Here is a 15,360-nt window from a genome sequence, read left to right on the forward strand (position 1 = left end):
ACCCCTCGTGAAATCGTGCACAAGCCACCTCCTACGATGGTCCGCGTGGAAACCCCCATCTCTGCCATCGCCAAGCGTTGGACGCCGTCCACCAGGATCGTCAAGCGTGCCGCGCTCTCCGCCGTCATGATGAGCGTCCTGATCATCGTCACCGGCGGGGCCGTCCGGCTCACCGGTTCGGGCCTCGGGTGCGACACCTGGCCCAAGTGCACCGACGAGAGCCTGTTCGCCACCCCGGAGCAGGGGCTGCACGGTGCGATCGAGTTCGGCAACCGGATGCTGACGTACGTCCTGTCGGCGGCCGTCGGCTGGACCATCGTCGCCACCCGCTCCATCAAGCCGCGCCGCCGCTCGGTGAGCCGACTGGCCTGGTCGCAGTTCTGGATCGTGCTGGGGAACGCGGTCCTCGGCGGCATCACCGTCTGGGCCGGGCTCAACCCCTGGACGGTGGCCGGGCACTTCCTGCTCGCCAACGCGCTGCTCGCGGTCACCGTGATCACCTGGGTCCGCGTCGGCGAGGGCGACGGCCCGGCCCGCCCCCGCGCGCCCCTGCCGGTGCGCCGGCTCGCCTGGGCGATCGTGGCGGCCACCGTGGTCCTCATCGTGCTCGGCACCTCGGTGACCGGCTCCGGCAAGCACGCGGGCGACAGCAGCGACGTACCGCGCATGCCGTGGGACTGGTCGGCCGCCGCCCATGTGCACGCCGTCTCCGCCTGGGTCGTCTGCGCGCTGGCCATCGCCATGTGGCTGGCCCTGCGCGTGGTCGACGCCCCCGCCGACGCCCGGGCCCGCGCCCGCGACCTGCTGGTCGTGCTGCTCGCCCAGGGCGCGATCGGGTACGTGCAGTACTTCACCGACGTCCCGGAGATCCTGGTCGGCATCCACATGTTCGGCTCGGCCGTCATGTGGATCGCCGTGATCCGCCTGGTGATGAGCATGCGCGAGCGCGGCGACGGGGCCCCGGCCCCGCTGCCGGGCCCGTCGTCCGCCGGAGAGCGCGGGCAGCAGGAGCAGCAGCCGTCGGCGTCCGCACCGGCGGTCTAGGAGTTCGTACGCGAAAGGGGCGGCGGGCATGTGCCCGCCGCCCCTTTCGCGTACGGCTCAGCTGTCGTTGGACGGGCCGCCGACCTGGATCCCGGCCATCCGCGACCACTCGTAGGGGCCCGTGCGGACCTTGAGGGCGAAGTCGCCGTCGAACTCCTCGTGGACCGTGATGCCGGACTTCTCCACCGCGCTCTCGGCCACGGCGTAGGTCGGGGCCACCAGGTCGCCCCAGGCGCCGTCCTGGCCGACCAGGACGATGCGGGCGCCGGCCTCACCGATGTAGGCGAGCTGCCCCTCGGCGCCGCCGTGCTCCTTGGCGAAGGCCCCGATCTCGCGGGCCAGCTTCGCCGCCCTGCGCTCCGCGCGGGCCGCCTTCCGTGCGTCGCTCCGCGAGGTCTGCCCGGTCTCTGCTGCGTCTGCTGCCGTCTCTGCCATGAACAGGATGCTACCGACGAGTAGTTCGAACGGCGACGGGCGGGTCGCGTGGCTTCTGCCACGTGACCCGCCCGTGAAGGCCTGGGACTAGCGGAGGAAGGGGTCCACCGCGACGGCCAGGAAGAGCAGCGAGACATAGGTGATGGACCAGTGGAACAGCCGCATCTCCCTGAGCTTGGCGCCGGTCACCCCCGCCTTGGCACGGTTCTGCAGACCATGGGCCTCCCAGAGCCAGAAGCCGCCCGCCAGCAGCGCCACCGAGAGGTAGAACCAGCCGGTGTAGCCCAGCGGGGTGAGGAGCAGCGAGACGCCCACCATGACCCAGCTGTAGATGACGATCTGCCGGGCGACCACCTGGTTGGAGGCGATGACCGGGAGCATCGGGACGCCGACGCGGGCGTAGTCGTCCTTGACCTTCATGGAGAGCGGCCAGTAGTGCGGCGGCGTCCAGAAGAAGATGACGGCGAAGAGGATGACGGCGGCCCAGGAGAGGGAGTTCGTCACGGAGGACCAGCCGATGAGCACCGGCAGGCAGCCGGCGATCCCGCCCCAGATGATGTTCTGCGAGGTGCGGCGCTTCAGGAGCATCGTGTAGACGACGACGTAGAAGAGCAGCGCCCCGAGGGCGAGTCCGGCGGACAGCCAGTTGACGAGCAGTCCGAACCAGAGGGTCGAGACCACCGCGAGGGAGATGCCGAAGACGAGGCACTCGCGCGGACTGACCATCCCGGTGACCAGCGGACGCTGCGACGTGCGGTCCATCAGCGCGTCGATGTCGCGGTCGATGTACATGTTCAGCGCGTTGGCGCCGCCCGCCGAGAGATATCCCCCGAAGGTGGTGGCGAACACCAGCCACAGGTCGGGCACGCCCTGGGCGGCGAGGAACATCACCGGAATCGTGGTGATGAGCAGCAGCTCGATGATCCGTGGCTTGGTAAGCGCCACGAATGCCTTGACACGGGCCCCGTACGGGCGATGGCCCCCTGGGCTGGGAGTCAAGGCGACCCCGGCGGGTCGGGACTCGACGGCCGTCACGCACACCCCTGACAGAGAAATCCCAGCAAGCTCCGGGCCGAAGGGCCCTTGTGAAGACTTGCGCGAACCCGACCACTGTAGACGTTGGGCCCACACCGTCCTTCGCGGGGGTGGGGTCGTGTTGGGGGTGACTGTGGGATGTACGGAGAAGGTCCGCCGGGAGGCGAAGTGCCCGCGTCGCCCGCACCCTGGAAAGAGCCGGAAGGTGTGGGCCCCGGCGGGGGTAGGCTCGGCAGCGCCCGGTGCGGTATCAGCCACCGGCCTACGAACAGTGGAGAGGAGCCCTGACGCAGGGTGAGCATCAAGCCGACCACCTCAGACCTCCAGTGGACCGAATTGGACCAGCGGGCGGTGGACACCGCCCGCGTCCTCGCCGCGGACGCCGTACAGAAAGTCGGAAACGGCCACCCGGGCACGGCGATGAGCCTGGCCCCCGCCGCGTACACCCTGTTCCAGAAAGTCATGCGGCACGACCCGGCGGACGCGGAGTGGACCGGCCGTGACCGGTTCGTCCTGTCCGCGGGCCACTCCAGCCTGACCCTCTACATCCAGCTCTACCTCGCCGGTTACGGCCTGGAGCTGGACGACCTGAAGGCGTTCCGGACGTGGGGTTCCAAGACCCCGGGCCACCCGGAGTACGGCCACACGACCGGTGTCGAGACGACGACGGGCCCGCTGGGCCAGGGTGTCGCCAACGCGGTGGGCATGGCCATGGCCGCCCGCTACGAGCGCGGCCTCTTCGACCCGGAGGCGGCCCCCGGCACCTCCCCGTTCGACCACACCGTCTGGGTCGTCGCCGGTGACGGCTGCCTCCAGGAGGGCATCGCCGCCGAGGCCTCCTCGCTGGCCGGGCACCAGAAGCTGGGCAACCTGGTCCTGCTCTGGGACGACAACCACATCTCCATCGAGGGCGACACCGAGACCGCGGTCTCCGAGGACACCCTCAAGCGGTACGAGGCGTACGGCTGGCACGTCCAGCGCGTCGAGCAGCAGGCCAACGGCGACCTGGACCCGGCGGGTCTGTACGCGGCGCTCCAGGCGGCCAAGGCCGAGACCGAGCGCCCCTCGTTCATCGCGGCCCGCTCGATCATCGCCTGGCCCGCCCCGAACGCCCAGAACACCGAGGCGGCCCACGGCTCGGCCCTCGGCGAGGCGGAGATCGCGGCGACCAAGCGGGTCCTGGGCTTCGACCCGGAGCAGACCTTCGAGGTCTCCGACGAGGTCATCGGCCACACCCGCCAGGCCCTGGACCGCGGCCGTGAGGCCCGCGCCGAGTGGGACAAGGCGTTCGCCGCGTGGCGCACCGCCAACCCCGAGCGCGCCGCCGACTTCGACCGGATCGCGGCGGGCGAGCTGCCCGCGGGCTGGGAGGAGAAGCTCCCGGTCTTCGAGGTCGGCAAGTCCCTGGCCACCCGGGCCGCCTCCGGCAAGGTGCTCCAGGCGCTGGGCGAGATCGTGCCCGAGCTGTGGGGCGGCTCCGCCGACCTCGCGGGCTCGAACAACACCACGATCGACAAGACGTCGTCGTTCCTCCCGGTGGGCAACCCGCTGCCCGAGGCCGACCCGTACGGCCGCACGATCCACTTCGGGATCCGCGAGCACGCGATGGCCGCCGCGATGAACGGCATCGCGCTGCACGGCAACACCCGTGTCTACGGCGGGACCTTCCTGGTCTTCTCCGACTACATGCGCAACGCGGTCCGCCTCTCCGCGCTGATGCACCTGCCGGTGACGTACGTGTGGACGCACGACTCGATCGGCCTCGGCGAGGACGGCCCGACCCACCAGCCGGTGGAGCACCTGGCCTCGCTGCGCGCCATCCCGGGCCTGAACATCGTCCGCCCGGCCGACGCCAACGAGACGTCCATCGCCTGGCGCGAGATCCTGCGCCGCTACACCAAGGTGTTCGGCAAGGGCACCCCGCACGGTCTGGCGCTGACCCGCCAGGGCGTGCCGACGTACGAGCCCAACGAGGACGCGGCCAAGGGCGGTTACGTCCTGTTCGAGGCCGAAGGCGGCGAGCCGCAGGTGCTGCTCATCGCGACGGGCTCCGAGGTCCACGTCGCGGTCGAGGCGCGCGAGCAGCTCCAGGCGGCCGGGGTGCCGACCCGGGTGGTCTCGATGCCGTCGGTCGAGTGGTTCGAGGAGCAGGATCAGGGATACAAGGAGAGCGTCCTCCCGCCGTCGGTCAAGGCACGGGTCGCTGTGGAGGCGGGCATCGGCCTGACCTGGCACCGGTACGTCGGGGACGCCGGCCGGATCGTCTCGCTGGAGCACTTCGGTGCCTCGGCCGACGCCAAGGTCCTCTTCCGCGAGTTCGGCTTCACCGCCGAGAACGTGGCCGCCGTAGCGCGGGAATCTCTCGAAGCCGCAGCGCGCTGACGCCGGTAGACACCACTAGTAGGAGATGCAACTCATGACAGACGCACTCAAGCGCCTGACCGACGAGGGCGTGGCGATCTGGCTCGACGACCTGTCGCGCAAGCGGATCACCTCGGGCAACCTCGCCGAGCTGATCGACCAGAGCCATGTCGTCGGCGTCACCACCAACCCGTCGATCTTCCAGAAGGCGATCTCCTCGGGCGACGGTTACGAGCAGCAGCTCACCGACCTCGCCGCCCGCAAGGTCACCGTCGAGGAAGCCCTGCGCATGATCACGACGGCGGACGTCCGTGACGCCGCGGACATCCTGCGCCCGGTCTTCGACGCGACCGGCGGCCAGGACGGCCGGGTCTCCATCGAGGTCGACCCGCGCCTGGCGCACAACACCACGGCCACCGTCGCCGAGGCCAAGCAGCTGGCGTGGCTGGTCGACCGGCCGAACACGCTCATCAAGATCCCGGCCACCAAGGCGGGCCTCCCGGCGATCACCGAGGTCATCGGCCGGGGCATCAGCGTCAACGTGACGCTGATCTTCTCCCTGGAGCGCTACCGCGCGGTCATGGACGCCTACCTGGCCGGTCTGGAGAAGGCGAAGGCCGCGGGCCTGGACCTCTCCAAGATCCACTCGGTGGCGTCCTTCTTCGTGTCCCGCGTGGACACCGAGATCGACAAGCGCCTGGACGCCATCGGATCCGACGAGGCGAAGGCCGCCAAGGGCAAGTCCGCCCTGGCCAACGCGCGGCTGGCCTACGAGGCGTACGAGGAGGTCTTCTCCTCCGACCGCTGGACCGCCCTGGACAAGGCGCAGGCCAACAAGCAGCGCCCGCTCTGGGCGTCGACCGGCGTCAAGGACCCGTCCCTCAAGGACACCCTGTACGTCGACGAGCTGGTCGCCCCCAACACGGTCAACACCATGCCGGAGGCGACCCTGGAGGCCGTGGCCGACCACGGCGAGATCACCGGCGACACCGTCTCCGGCGGCTACGACCAGGCCCGCGCGGACCTCGACGCGATCAAGAAGCTCGGCGTCTCGTACGACGAGGTCGTGCAGGTGCTGGAGGACGAGGGCGTCGAGAAGTTCGAGGCGTCCTGGAACGACCTGCTCAAGTCGACCGAGGCGGAGCTCTCGCGCCTCGCCCCCTCGGAGGGCTGACCACTTTGTCTGCTGTTCCCGGAGCCAACCCGCTCCGTGACGCACAGGACCGACGGCTCCCGCGCATCGCGGGGCCGTCGGGCCTGGTCATCTTCGGCGTCACGGGCGATTTGTCCCGTAAAAAGCTGATGCCTGCCGTCTACGACCTGGCCAATCGCGGTCTGCTGCCACCGGGCTTCTCGCTCATCGGCTTCGCCCGCCGCGACTGGGAGGACGAGGACTTCGCGCAGGTCGTCCACGACGCCGTCAAGGAGCACGCCCGAACGCCGTTCCGCGAGGAGGTCTGGCAGCAGCTCATCCAGGGGATGCGCTTCGTCCAGGGCAACTTCGACGACGACGAGGCGTTCGACACGCTGAAGTCGACCATCCAGGAGCTGGACCAGGCGCAGGGGACGGGCGGCAACTTCGCCTTCTACCTCTCCGTGCCGCCGAAGTTCTTCCCCAAGGTCGTCCAGCAGCTCAAGAAGCACGGGCTGGCCGAGCAGACCGAGGGCTCCTGGCGACGGGCCGTCATCGAGAAGCCGTTCGGCCACGACCTGGCGAGCGCGCAGGAGCTCAACCAGATCGTCCACGACGTCTTCCCGCCCAACGAGGTCTTCCGGATCGACCACTACCTGGGCAAGGAGACGGTCCAGAACATCCTGGCGCTGCGGTTCGCCAACACGATGTTCGAGCCGATCTGGAACCGGTCCTACGTCGACCACGTCCAGATCACGATGGCCGAGGACATCGGCATCGGCGGCCGGGCCGGCTACTACGACGGCATCGGCGCCGCCCGTGACGTCATCCAGAACCACCTGCTCCAGCTGCTGGCGCTCACCGCGATGGAGGAGCCCGGCTCCTTCCACCCCAAGGCCCTGGTCGCCGAGAAGCTGAAGGTGCTCACCGCCGTCGAGCTGCCCGAGGACCTCGGACTGCACACCGTGCGCGCCCAGTACGAGCACGCCTGGCAGGGCGGCCAGGAGGTCCTCGGCTACTGCGAGGAGGAGGGCATCGACCCCAAGTCGACGACCGACACCTACGCGGCGATCAAGCTGACGATCAACAACCGCCGCTGGGCGGGCGTGCCGTTCTACCTCCGGACCGGGAAGCGGCTCGGCCGCCGGGTCACGGAGATCGCGGTCGTCTTCAAGCGCGCCCCCTACCTCCCCTTCGAGTCCGGTGCCACGGAGGAGCTGGGCGGTAACGCCCTGGTCATCCGGGTCCAGCCCGACGAGGGCGTCACCGTGCGCTTCGGGTCCAAGGTGCCCGGCACCTCGATGGAGGTCCGGGACGTCACGATGGACTTCGCGTACGGGGAGTCCTTCACGGAGTCCAGCCCGGAGGCGTACGAGCGGCTCCTGCTGGACGTGCTGCTCGGGGACGCCAACCTCTTCCCGCGCCACCAGGAGGTCGAACTCTCCTGGACCATCCTCGACCCGATCGAGGAGTACTGGGCCAAGCACGGCAAGCCCGCGAAGTACGCGGCCGGTACCTGGGGTCCGGCGGAGGCCGACGAGATGCTCGCACGGGACGGACGGAGCTGGAGGCGGCCATGAAGATCGATCTCACGGAGACCACATCCAGCAAGATCAACCAGGCGCTGGTCTCGGCCCGCCGGGCGATCGGCACCCCCGCCATCGGCATGGTGCTCACGCTGGTCATCGTCACCGACGAGGAGAACGCCTACGACGCGCTCAAGTCGGCCGGTGACGCCTCCCGCGAGCACCCCTCGCGGATCATCGCGGTGATCAAGCGGGTCAGCCGCTCGCCGCGGGCCCGGCGCGACGCACGCCTGGACGCCGAGGTCCGGGTCGGCTCGGACGCGGGGACCGGCGAGACCGTCGTCCTGCGCCTCCACGGCGAACTGGCCAACCACGCCCAGTCGGTGGTGCTCCCGCTGCTGCTCCCCGACGCCCCGGTGGTGCTGTGGTGGCCCGAGGACGCCCCGGCCGACCCGGCGAAGGACCCGCTGGGCGCACTCGCCCAGCGCCGGATCACCGACACCTACGCCGCGGAGGCCCCGCTCGACGAGCTGGCGGTGCGGGCGGCGACGTACAGCCCCGGCGACACCGATCTGGCCTGGACCCGGATCACGCCGTGGCGCTCCATGCTGGCCGCCGCCCTGGACCAGCAGCCGGCGACGGTGATCGGCGCCGTCGTCGAGGGCGAGAGCGACAACCCGAGCTGCGAACTGCTCGCGATGTGGCTCGCGGACCGGCTCGGCGTCCCGGTGGAGCGCACGCTCTCCGGTGGCCCCGGACTGACCGCCGTACGGATGGAGACGAAGAACGGCGTCATCGTGCTCGACCGGGCCGACGGCTCACTGGCCACGCTCTCCATGCAGGGCCAGCCGGACCGCGCGGTGGCGCTCAAGCGCCGCGAGACCGCCGAGCTGCTGGCGGAGGAGCTGCGCCGGCTGGACCCGGACAACACCTATGAGTCCGCGGTGAAGTTCGGGGTGGAGAAGCTCCACGCGGGCGGCGAGGTCACGGCGAAGCCCGTGGACGGGAAGCCCGCGGAGGGCGAGCGCAAGACGCCCGCCAAGAAGGCCCCGGCCAAGAAGGCGGCCGCCAAGTGACCCCTCCCCAACTGGTCGTGCACCGCGACAAGGAGCTGATGGCGCAGGCCGCGGCGGCCCGGCTGATCACGAGGATCGTGGACGCCCAGGCCGCCCGGGGCCACGCCTCGGTGGTGCTGACCGGCGGGCGCAACGGCAACGGCCTGCTGGCCGCGCTCGCCGCCGCCCCCGCCCGGGACGCGGTCGACTGGGCGCGCCTGGACCTGTGGTGGGGCGACGAGCGGTTCCTGCCCGAGGGCGACCCCGAGCGGAACGTCACCCAGGCCCGGGAGGCGTTGCTCGACGCCGTCGAACTGGACCCGGCGAGGGTGCACGCGATGCCCGCGTCAAACGGCCCGTACGGCGAGGACGTGGACGAGGCGGCAGCGGCGTACGCGGCCGAACTCGCCGCCGCCGCAAGGCAAGAGGACCACGGTCCGGTGCCCGCCTTCGACGTGCTGATGCTGGGCGTCGGCCCGGACACCCATGTGGCCTCGCTCTTCCCGGAGCTGCCCGCGGTACGGGAGACCGAGCGCACCGTCGTCGGTGTGCACGGGGCCCCCAAGCCGCCGCCGGTCCGTATCTCGCTCACGCTCCCCGCGATCCGCGCGGCGCGTGAGGTGTGGCTGCTGGCGGCGGGCGAGGACAAGGCGAAGGCAGCGGCCATCGCGCTGGCCGGGGCCGGGGAGATCCAGGCCCCGGCGGCGGGCGCGTACGGGCGCGACCGTACGCTCTGGCTGCTGGACGCGGCGGCGGCCTCGCAACTGCCGCCCGCGCTGTATCCACCGGCTTCCGCCTGAGCGTCCTCGGCCTCCCGGCCACCGGGCCCGGCCCGCTTCTCACGAGCGGGCCGGGCCTTCGGCGTGAAAGGCTCGCCCCCATGGTGCATATCGGAACCGTGGTGATGGGCGCGAGTGACGTACGACGAGCCGCCGCCTTCTGGAAGGCGGCGCTCACGTACACCGAGCGCGAGCCGGGGACGGACGGCTGGGTGGTGCTGGTACCGGTCGAGGGGCCCGGCGTCGGAGTGGCGCTGGGGCGCTCCACCTCCCCCGTGCAGGAGGTCCCCCGGGTCCACCTCGACCTCTACTCGGACGAGCAGGAGGCCGAGGTGGAACGGCTGGTCGCGCTGGGCGCCGAGCGGGTGGCGTGGGAGCTGTATCCGCCGGACCCGGACTTCGTGGTCCTCGCCGACCCCGAGGGCAACCGCTTCTGCGTCATCGACACGGCGCACGGCGGCTGAGGGCCCCGTACCTCAGAGGATGATCTGGTCCGTGCCCTGGTGCAGCCTGGTGATCGCGGCCCGGCAGGCGCCGACGAAGCGGTCGAAGACCTCGGTCGTGCTGCCCGCCCGGCCCGCGCGGGTGTTGTTGGTGAACATGGCGGCGCGCAGCTCCGTGGTGAGTTCCAGCTGACCGCCCTTGGAGAGCATGGTGCGGTTCACCGGGTTGTTGGGGTTGACGCCGGCCAGGTCGGGCGTCTCGTTCCCGTCCCGCCAGGCGATGCCCACCTTGTCGAACTCCGCCTTGAGCAGGGTCTTGAACCGGGTGTTCAGGCCGCCGACCACCACGGCCTGCGGGACGGTTCCCGCCTGCGCCGACGTACAGCCGTGCAGGCTCAGGACGTTGAGGCTGCTGAACGCCATGGAGAGCGCGACATGGTCGTCGCAGTTCTTGGCGGTGACGTGCAGGTCGCGGTTGCCCGAGGAGCGCAGTCCCTCGAACATCCAGTAGTCGTGCACCCCGTGGCCGTCCTGGAGCGGGGCGAGGGTGGCGGGGTGGTAGCCGGCTATGCCGAGGCACAGCTCGGAGGTGCCGGTCTCGATGCCGCCCCCGTGCAGGGCCATGACGGTGGTCCGGTTGTACGGGTACTTCTCCGGGGTCGAGTGGTCGACGTACTCATGTCTCTTGTAGCGGCGGGCGAACTCGACGCCCTCCTTGCCCGCGAGCTTCTTGTAGAGGTCGGTGTTGGAGGTGTAGATGTCCAGGTCGCCCTTGGCGTGGGCGGGGGTCGCGGTGAGCGAGCCGAGCAGCGGGCCGCTGACGGCGGCGGTGGCGAGGGCAGTGAGTACCGTACGACGGTGGGTGAACGTCATGATCGATATCGTCGCCCACGCGGGCTCACCAGCACAACGCCGGGATGGTGTTCTCCGTCACGGACCGCCCGTCAGGCAGCGGGACCGTCCGTCGCGGCGTCGGTGCCCTCCAGGAACGGCTCCAGCAGCCCGGGGACGGCCTCGGAGGCGAAGGCCAGCCCCTCGGCCGCGTCGGTGTCGTACGCCGTGTACGCGCCCCCTCCGGCCGCCGTGGTGGCCGTGATGGTGAGCAGCCCGGCCCGCCGCTGGAAATACGACTGCTTGACGGTCCAGCCGATCACCCCGGCCCGCTCCAGGGCGGCGGTGGAGCGGCGGAGCGTGCCGGAGCGGGTCACGAGGTAGCGGCCGGAGATCGCGTGGCCGAGCCCCCGGTACGCGTCCAGGGCCAGCGCCACCGCGAGCGGCAGGGACACCGCCGCGCAGCCGAGGGAGATCCACAGCAGTACGGGGGCGAGCAGCGCCCCGAGGAGAGCGAGGAGCAGGACCGGGGCGAGGGCGGCGGCGAGCGCCCAACGCAGCCTGCGGCCCCGGGCGGCGCGCGGGTGGCGGGTCAGCGCGGCACCGGTCGGGGTGACCGCCTCCCGGAGCACGTCGGCGGCGACGGAGTCGGCCAGTGGGCGCGGCACCACCGGGAGGACGGTGTTGTGGTCGGCGTTCTTCGCCTCGTGGTCCTTGGCGAGGCCGGTGGTGATGGCGTCCAGCCGAGCGGCGCCGAACAGCCGTACGCCGAGGGGCTCGACGAGGTCGACCCCGCGCAGCCGGGCCTCCTCCACGGAGATCGACCGGGAGGTGAACAGCCCGCGCCTCACCCGCAGGGTGCCGCCGGGCTCGCGCTCCAGGCGGTAGTTCCACCACATCTCGATCCAGAGGCCGAGCGCGCCGATCGCCCCGGCGGCCAGGGCGGCGGCGACGAGTGTGACGACCACCCACAGGAGCGGGGTCTCCTGGAAGCGGTCCCCGGCCCAGGCGATGACCGCGCCCCGGGCGCCGAGCCAGTCGCTGATCTGCATGACCGCGCCGAGCGCCGCGCCGCCGAGCATGGGGGCGACGAAGGAGACGGGGGCGTAGCGGATCCAGCGCGGGTCGAGCGTGGCCAGTTCGCCGTCGCGGTGGACGCCGGGCGGGGCGGTGGCGGTGCGTTCGAGAAGGAGGCGGCGGAGCCGTTCGCCCTCGGCGCGGGTGACCGGGTCCAGCTCAAGGGTGGATTCGGCGCCCTGTTCGCCGGTGCCGATCCTGACGGTGACCAGGCCGAGCACGCGCAGCAGCAGGTTGGCGGTGAGGTCGACCGTACGGATGCGGCCGCGGGCCAGGGAGCGGCGCTTGACGAGGAGGAGGCCGGTGTGGAGGTCGACGCGCTCCTCGCCGATGCGGTAGCGGGTGCGGTGCCAGCGGACCCGGTCGGCGCCCGCCGCGGCCCCGATGACCAGGAGGCCGACGCCGGCCGCGGCGAACACCGCGCCGGGGAGCCCGAGCCAGCGGGAGAGGCCGAGGGTGACGGGGAGGGCCGCGCCCGCGACGACGCCCGCCACGACGAGGGCGGAGACCAGGACCGTACGGGGGTCGAGGCGGCGCCAGTCGTCGTAGGGGGGACGCGGGGTGCTCATGTGGCGTCGCCGGGGGTGTTGCGGGTGATGCGGGTGAGCCGTTCGGCCAGTTCGGCGGCGACCTCGTGGTCCAGGCCCTCGATCCGTACGGCGCCCCGGGAGGAGGCGGTGGTGACCGTGACGGTGGCGAGCCGGTGGAGCTGCTCCAGGGGGCCACGGACGGTGTCCACGGTCTGGATGCGGGACATGGGCGCGATCCGCCACTCCTGCCAGAAGAACCCGGTGCGTACGTAGACCGCGTCCTCGGTCACCTCCCAGCGGTGGGTACGGAACCACCAGAGCGGGAGCAGCAGGGCGGCCCCACCGCCCGCCGCGGCGATCACCGCGGCGGGCAGCAGCAGCCAGAAGCGGGCGGGCTCGATGAGCGCGCCGAGCACGGCGAGCGGGACGACGGGGACGGCGGTCGTCAGCAGCCACTGGGCCCGCCACCAGCCGACCGCCCGCTCGTTCAGCGTGTTGCGCGGCGGCCGCAGCCGTATCTCCGCCTTCGTCCCGCCCTCCGGCATGGGTCAGCGCCCCCGCAGCGTGCGGTAGGCGGCGACCAGGGCGGCGGTGGAGCTGTCCAGCTCCCCGGCGCCGGTGCCCTCGGCCCCGGCGTCCCCGGTCAGGAGGGGCTCGATCCGCTTGGCGAGGACCTTGCCCAGTTCGACGCCCCACTGGTCGAAGGAGTCGATGTCCCAGACGGCGCCCTGGACGAAGACCTTGTGCTCGTAGAGCGCGATGAGCTGGCCGAGGACCGAGGGGGTCAGCCGGTCGGCGAGGATCGTGGTCGTCGGGTGGTTGCCGCGGAACGTCTTGTGCGGGACCAGCTCCTCCGGCACACCCTCCGCGCGGACCTCGTCGGGCGTCTTGCCGAAGGCGAGCGCCTGGGTCTGGGCGAAGAAGTTGGCCATCAGCAGGTCGTGCTGGGCGATCAGGCCGGGCAGCAGGTCGTGGACCGGGGCGGCGAAACCGATGAAGTCCGCCGGGATCATCTTGGTGCCCTGGTGGATCAACTGGTAGTAGGCGTGCTGCCCGTTGGTGCCGGGGGTGCCCCAGACGACCGGTCCCGTCTGCCAGTCCACCCGGTCGCCCTGGCGGTCCACGGACTTTCCGTTGGACTCCATGTCGAGCTGCTGGAGGTAGGCGGTGAACTTGGACAGGTAGTGGCTGTAGGGCAGCACGGCGTGCGACTGGGCGTCGAAGAAGTTGCCGTACCAGACGCCGAGCAGGCCCAGCAGGAGCGGGGCGTTCTCCTCGGCGGGGGCGGTGCGGAAGTGCTCGTCGACGAGGTGGAAGCCGTCGAGCATCTCGCGGAACCGGTCCGGGCCGATGGCGATCATCAGCGAGAGGCCGATCGCGGAGTCGTAGGAGTAGCGGCCGCCGACCCAGTCCCAGAACTCGAACATGTTGGCCGTGTCGATGCCGAACTCCTCGACCTTCTCCGCGTTGGTCGACAGCGCCACGAAGTGCTTGGCGACGGCGTCCTGACCGGCGCGCAGCTCGGTGAGGAGCCAGTCGCGGGCGGAGGTGGCGTTGGTGATCGTCTCGATGGTGGTGAAGGTCTTCGAGGCGATGATGAACAGCGTCTCGGCCGGGTCCAGGTCGCGGACCGCCTCGTGGAGGTCGGCGCCGTCGACGTTGGAGACGAACCGGACGGTGAGCGAGCGGTCCGTGAAGGAGCGCAGCACCTCGTGCGCCATGGCGGGGCCCAGGTCGGAGCCGCCGATGCCGACGTTGACGATGTTCTTGACGGGCCGGCCGGTGTGGCCGGTCCACTCCCCCGCCCGGACCTTCTCGGCGAAGGCGGCCATCTTGTCGAGGACGGCGTGGACGGCGGGCACCACGTTCTCGCCGTCGACCTCGATCACCGCGTCGCGCGGGGCGCGGAGCGCGGTGTGCAGGACGGCCCGGTCCTCGGTGGTGTTGATCTTCTCGCCTCGGAACATGGCGTCCCGCAGCTCCGCTACCCCGGTGGCGGCGGCGAGCTCGCGCAGCAGACGCAGCGTCTCGTCGGTGACCAGGTGCTTGGAGTAGTCGAGGTGGAGGTCACCGACCCGGAGGGTGTAGGCGGTGCCACGGTCCGGCGCCTGCGCGAACAGCTCGCGCAGTCCGGTGGCGCCGAACTCCTCGCGGTGCTTGGCGAGAGCCGTCCACTCGGGGGTCTGGTTCAGCTTGGTTCGGCTTGCTGCGTTCATCCCGGATATCAGCCCACTTCTTCTCGTACGTCAGCATCCCCGCTGCCCCTCCAACCTAGTTGATCGAGGAGGCGTGCGACGCGGACGCGGGGCGTGCGGCGGAAAAGCGGTCGGCCGGACACCCGTGGGGTGTCCGGCCGGTGAACGACTGGGTGGTGCGTGGGTCAGATCTCGCCGCGGAGCTTGGCCAGCGCCTCGGCGAGGATCGCCTCGCCGTCCTCGTCGCTGCGCCGCTCGCGTACGTATGCGAGGTGGGTCTTGTACGGCTCGGTGCGGGGCGGGTCCGGAGGGCTGTCCTTGTCCTGGCCGGCCGGGAAGCCGCAGCGCGGGCAGTCCCAGGTGTCCGGCACCTGCGCGTCATGGGCGAAGCTGGGCTGTGTCTCGTGCCCGTTCGAGCACCAGAAGGAGATGCGCAGGCGCGGCGCGGACTCGCCCCGCTCGGCCTCGCCCATCGGCCCCGCTCCGACCCGGCTTCCCCGGATCGCGTTGCCACTTGCCACGGTCGTAACTCCCTGCCTGACGGTGCTCGACGAAGCCTCAGTCTACGTAAGGCCCAACGCACGTCCAGTGAAAGGAGTTACACCGTCACCGGGAATCGCGGGCGGGGTCAGTCCCCGAGCTTGACCAGCAGACCGAGGACGACGACACAGGCGAACCAGATCAGACCGACGACGACGGTGATGCGGTCGAGGTTGCGCTCGGCCACCGAGGAGCCGCCGACGGAGGACTGCATTCCGCCACCGAACATGTCGGAGAGGCCGCCGCCCTTGCCCTTGTGCATGAGCACCAGCAGCATCAGCAGCAGGCTGAAGACGATCAGAGCGATCTGGAACGCCATAACCACGGCTGGTCCCTACTTTCCGGAATTCTCGACTACTGCCTGTTCGTGACTGCGG

The 15,360-nt window shown here is 71.0% G+C and carries 15 protein-coding genes; 7 read left to right on the forward strand and 8 right to left on the reverse strand.

The window, feature by feature from the left end; translation table 11 throughout:
• The first annotated feature begins 36 nt into the window (after positions 1–36).
• Complete coding sequence (locus AC0682_RS16540) at positions 37–1,044, forward strand: COX15/CtaA family protein (protein WP_478533504.1); 1,008 nt, start codon at positions 37–39, stop codon at positions 1,042–1,044.
• Positions 1,045–1,101: 57 nt separating this feature from the next.
• Here the strand turns inward: AC0682_RS16540 and AC0682_RS16545 are convergent, their stop codons facing one another.
• Both AC0682_RS16545 and AC0682_RS16550 read right to left on the reverse strand, forming a co-directional pair.
• Positions 1,102–1,479 (reverse strand): hypothetical protein, encoded by a 378-nt coding sequence (locus AC0682_RS16545; RefSeq protein ID WP_018488130.1) that lies wholly within the window; start codon positions 1,477–1,479, stop codon positions 1,102–1,104.
• An 87-nt stretch (positions 1,480–1,566) separates the two neighbouring features.
• Positions 1,567–2,520: a heme o synthase gene (locus tag AC0682_RS16550; protein ID WP_478533506.1), complete on the reverse strand. Its 954-nt coding sequence runs from the start codon at positions 2,518–2,520 to the stop codon at positions 1,567–1,569.
• Between the two features lie 288 nt (positions 2,521–2,808).
• On the opposite strand from AC0682_RS16550, the gene tkt reads away from it, so the two are divergent.
• The 6 genes from tkt (at position 2,809) to AC0682_RS16580 (ending at position 9,831) form a co-directional block, all read left to right on the forward strand.
• Complete coding sequence (tkt, locus tag AC0682_RS16555; protein ID WP_478533507.1) at positions 2,809–4,896, forward strand: transketolase; 2,088 nt, start codon at positions 2,809–2,811, stop codon at positions 4,894–4,896.
• Positions 4,897–4,930: 34 nt separating this feature from the next.
• Positions 4,931–6,049: a transaldolase gene (gene tal / locus AC0682_RS16560; protein WP_478533508.1), complete on the forward strand. Its 1,119-nt coding sequence runs from the start codon at positions 4,931–4,933 to the stop codon at positions 6,047–6,049.
• A gap of 5 nt (positions 6,050–6,054) precedes the next feature.
• A complete protein-coding gene (gene zwf, locus AC0682_RS16565) occupies positions 6,055–7,587 on the forward strand; it encodes a glucose-6-phosphate dehydrogenase (RefSeq protein ID WP_478533509.1) in 1,533 nt (510 codons plus the stop codon).
• On the forward strand, positions 7,584–8,609 hold the full coding sequence (gene opcA / locus AC0682_RS16570; RefSeq protein WP_478533510.1) for a glucose-6-phosphate dehydrogenase assembly protein OpcA: 1,026 nt from the start codon (positions 7,584–7,586) through the stop codon (positions 8,607–8,609). Before zwf ends, opcA begins: the two co-directional genes overlap by 4 nt.
• Positions 8,606–9,388 (forward strand): 6-phosphogluconolactonase, encoded by a 783-nt coding sequence (gene pgl, locus AC0682_RS16575; protein ID WP_478533511.1) that lies wholly within the window; start codon positions 8,606–8,608, stop codon positions 9,386–9,388. Before opcA ends, pgl begins: the two co-directional genes overlap by 4 nt.
• An 80-nt stretch (positions 9,389–9,468) precedes the next feature.
• A complete protein-coding gene (locus AC0682_RS16580; protein WP_478533512.1) occupies positions 9,469–9,831 on the forward strand; it encodes a VOC family protein in 363 nt (120 codons plus the stop codon).
• 12 nt (positions 9,832–9,843) lie between these two features.
• On the opposite strand, the gene AC0682_RS16585 is transcribed toward AC0682_RS16580, so the two are convergent.
• The 6 genes from AC0682_RS16585 to secG all read right to left on the reverse strand — a co-directional run bounded on the left by AC0682_RS16585 (position 9,844) and on the right by secG (position 15,308).
• Positions 9,844–10,683: a poly-gamma-glutamate hydrolase family protein gene (locus AC0682_RS16585; RefSeq protein ID WP_478533514.1), complete on the reverse strand. Its 840-nt coding sequence runs from the start codon at positions 10,681–10,683 to the stop codon at positions 9,844–9,846.
• A 71-nt stretch (positions 10,684–10,754) separates the two neighbouring features.
• Positions 10,755–12,287, reverse strand: a complete 1,533-nt coding sequence (locus AC0682_RS16590) for a PH domain-containing protein (RefSeq protein WP_478533516.1) — start codon at positions 12,285–12,287, stop codon at positions 10,755–10,757.
• Complete coding sequence (locus AC0682_RS16595) at positions 12,284–12,793, reverse strand: PH domain-containing protein (RefSeq protein ID WP_478533517.1); 510 nt, start codon at positions 12,791–12,793, stop codon at positions 12,284–12,286. The genes AC0682_RS16590 and AC0682_RS16595 overlap by 4 nt, the downstream gene beginning before the upstream one ends.
• A gap of 3 nt (positions 12,794–12,796) precedes the next feature.
• Positions 12,797–14,464, reverse strand: a complete 1,668-nt coding sequence (pgi, locus tag AC0682_RS16600; protein WP_254812828.1) for a glucose-6-phosphate isomerase — start codon at positions 14,462–14,464, stop codon at positions 12,797–12,799.
• Between the two features lie 164 nt (positions 14,465–14,628).
• Positions 14,629–14,964: an RNA polymerase-binding protein RbpA gene (locus AC0682_RS16605; RefSeq protein WP_073217477.1), complete on the reverse strand. Its 336-nt coding sequence runs from the start codon at positions 14,962–14,964 to the stop codon at positions 14,629–14,631.
• A 107-nt stretch (positions 14,965–15,071) separates the two neighbouring features.
• On the reverse strand, positions 15,072–15,308 hold the full coding sequence (gene secG, locus AC0682_RS16610; RefSeq protein WP_026237546.1) for a preprotein translocase subunit SecG: 237 nt from the start codon (positions 15,306–15,308) through the stop codon (positions 15,072–15,074).
• Between the last annotated feature and the right edge of the window lie 52 nt (positions 15,309–15,360).

This window comes from Streptomyces sp. NPDC043746, assembly GCF_056436485.1.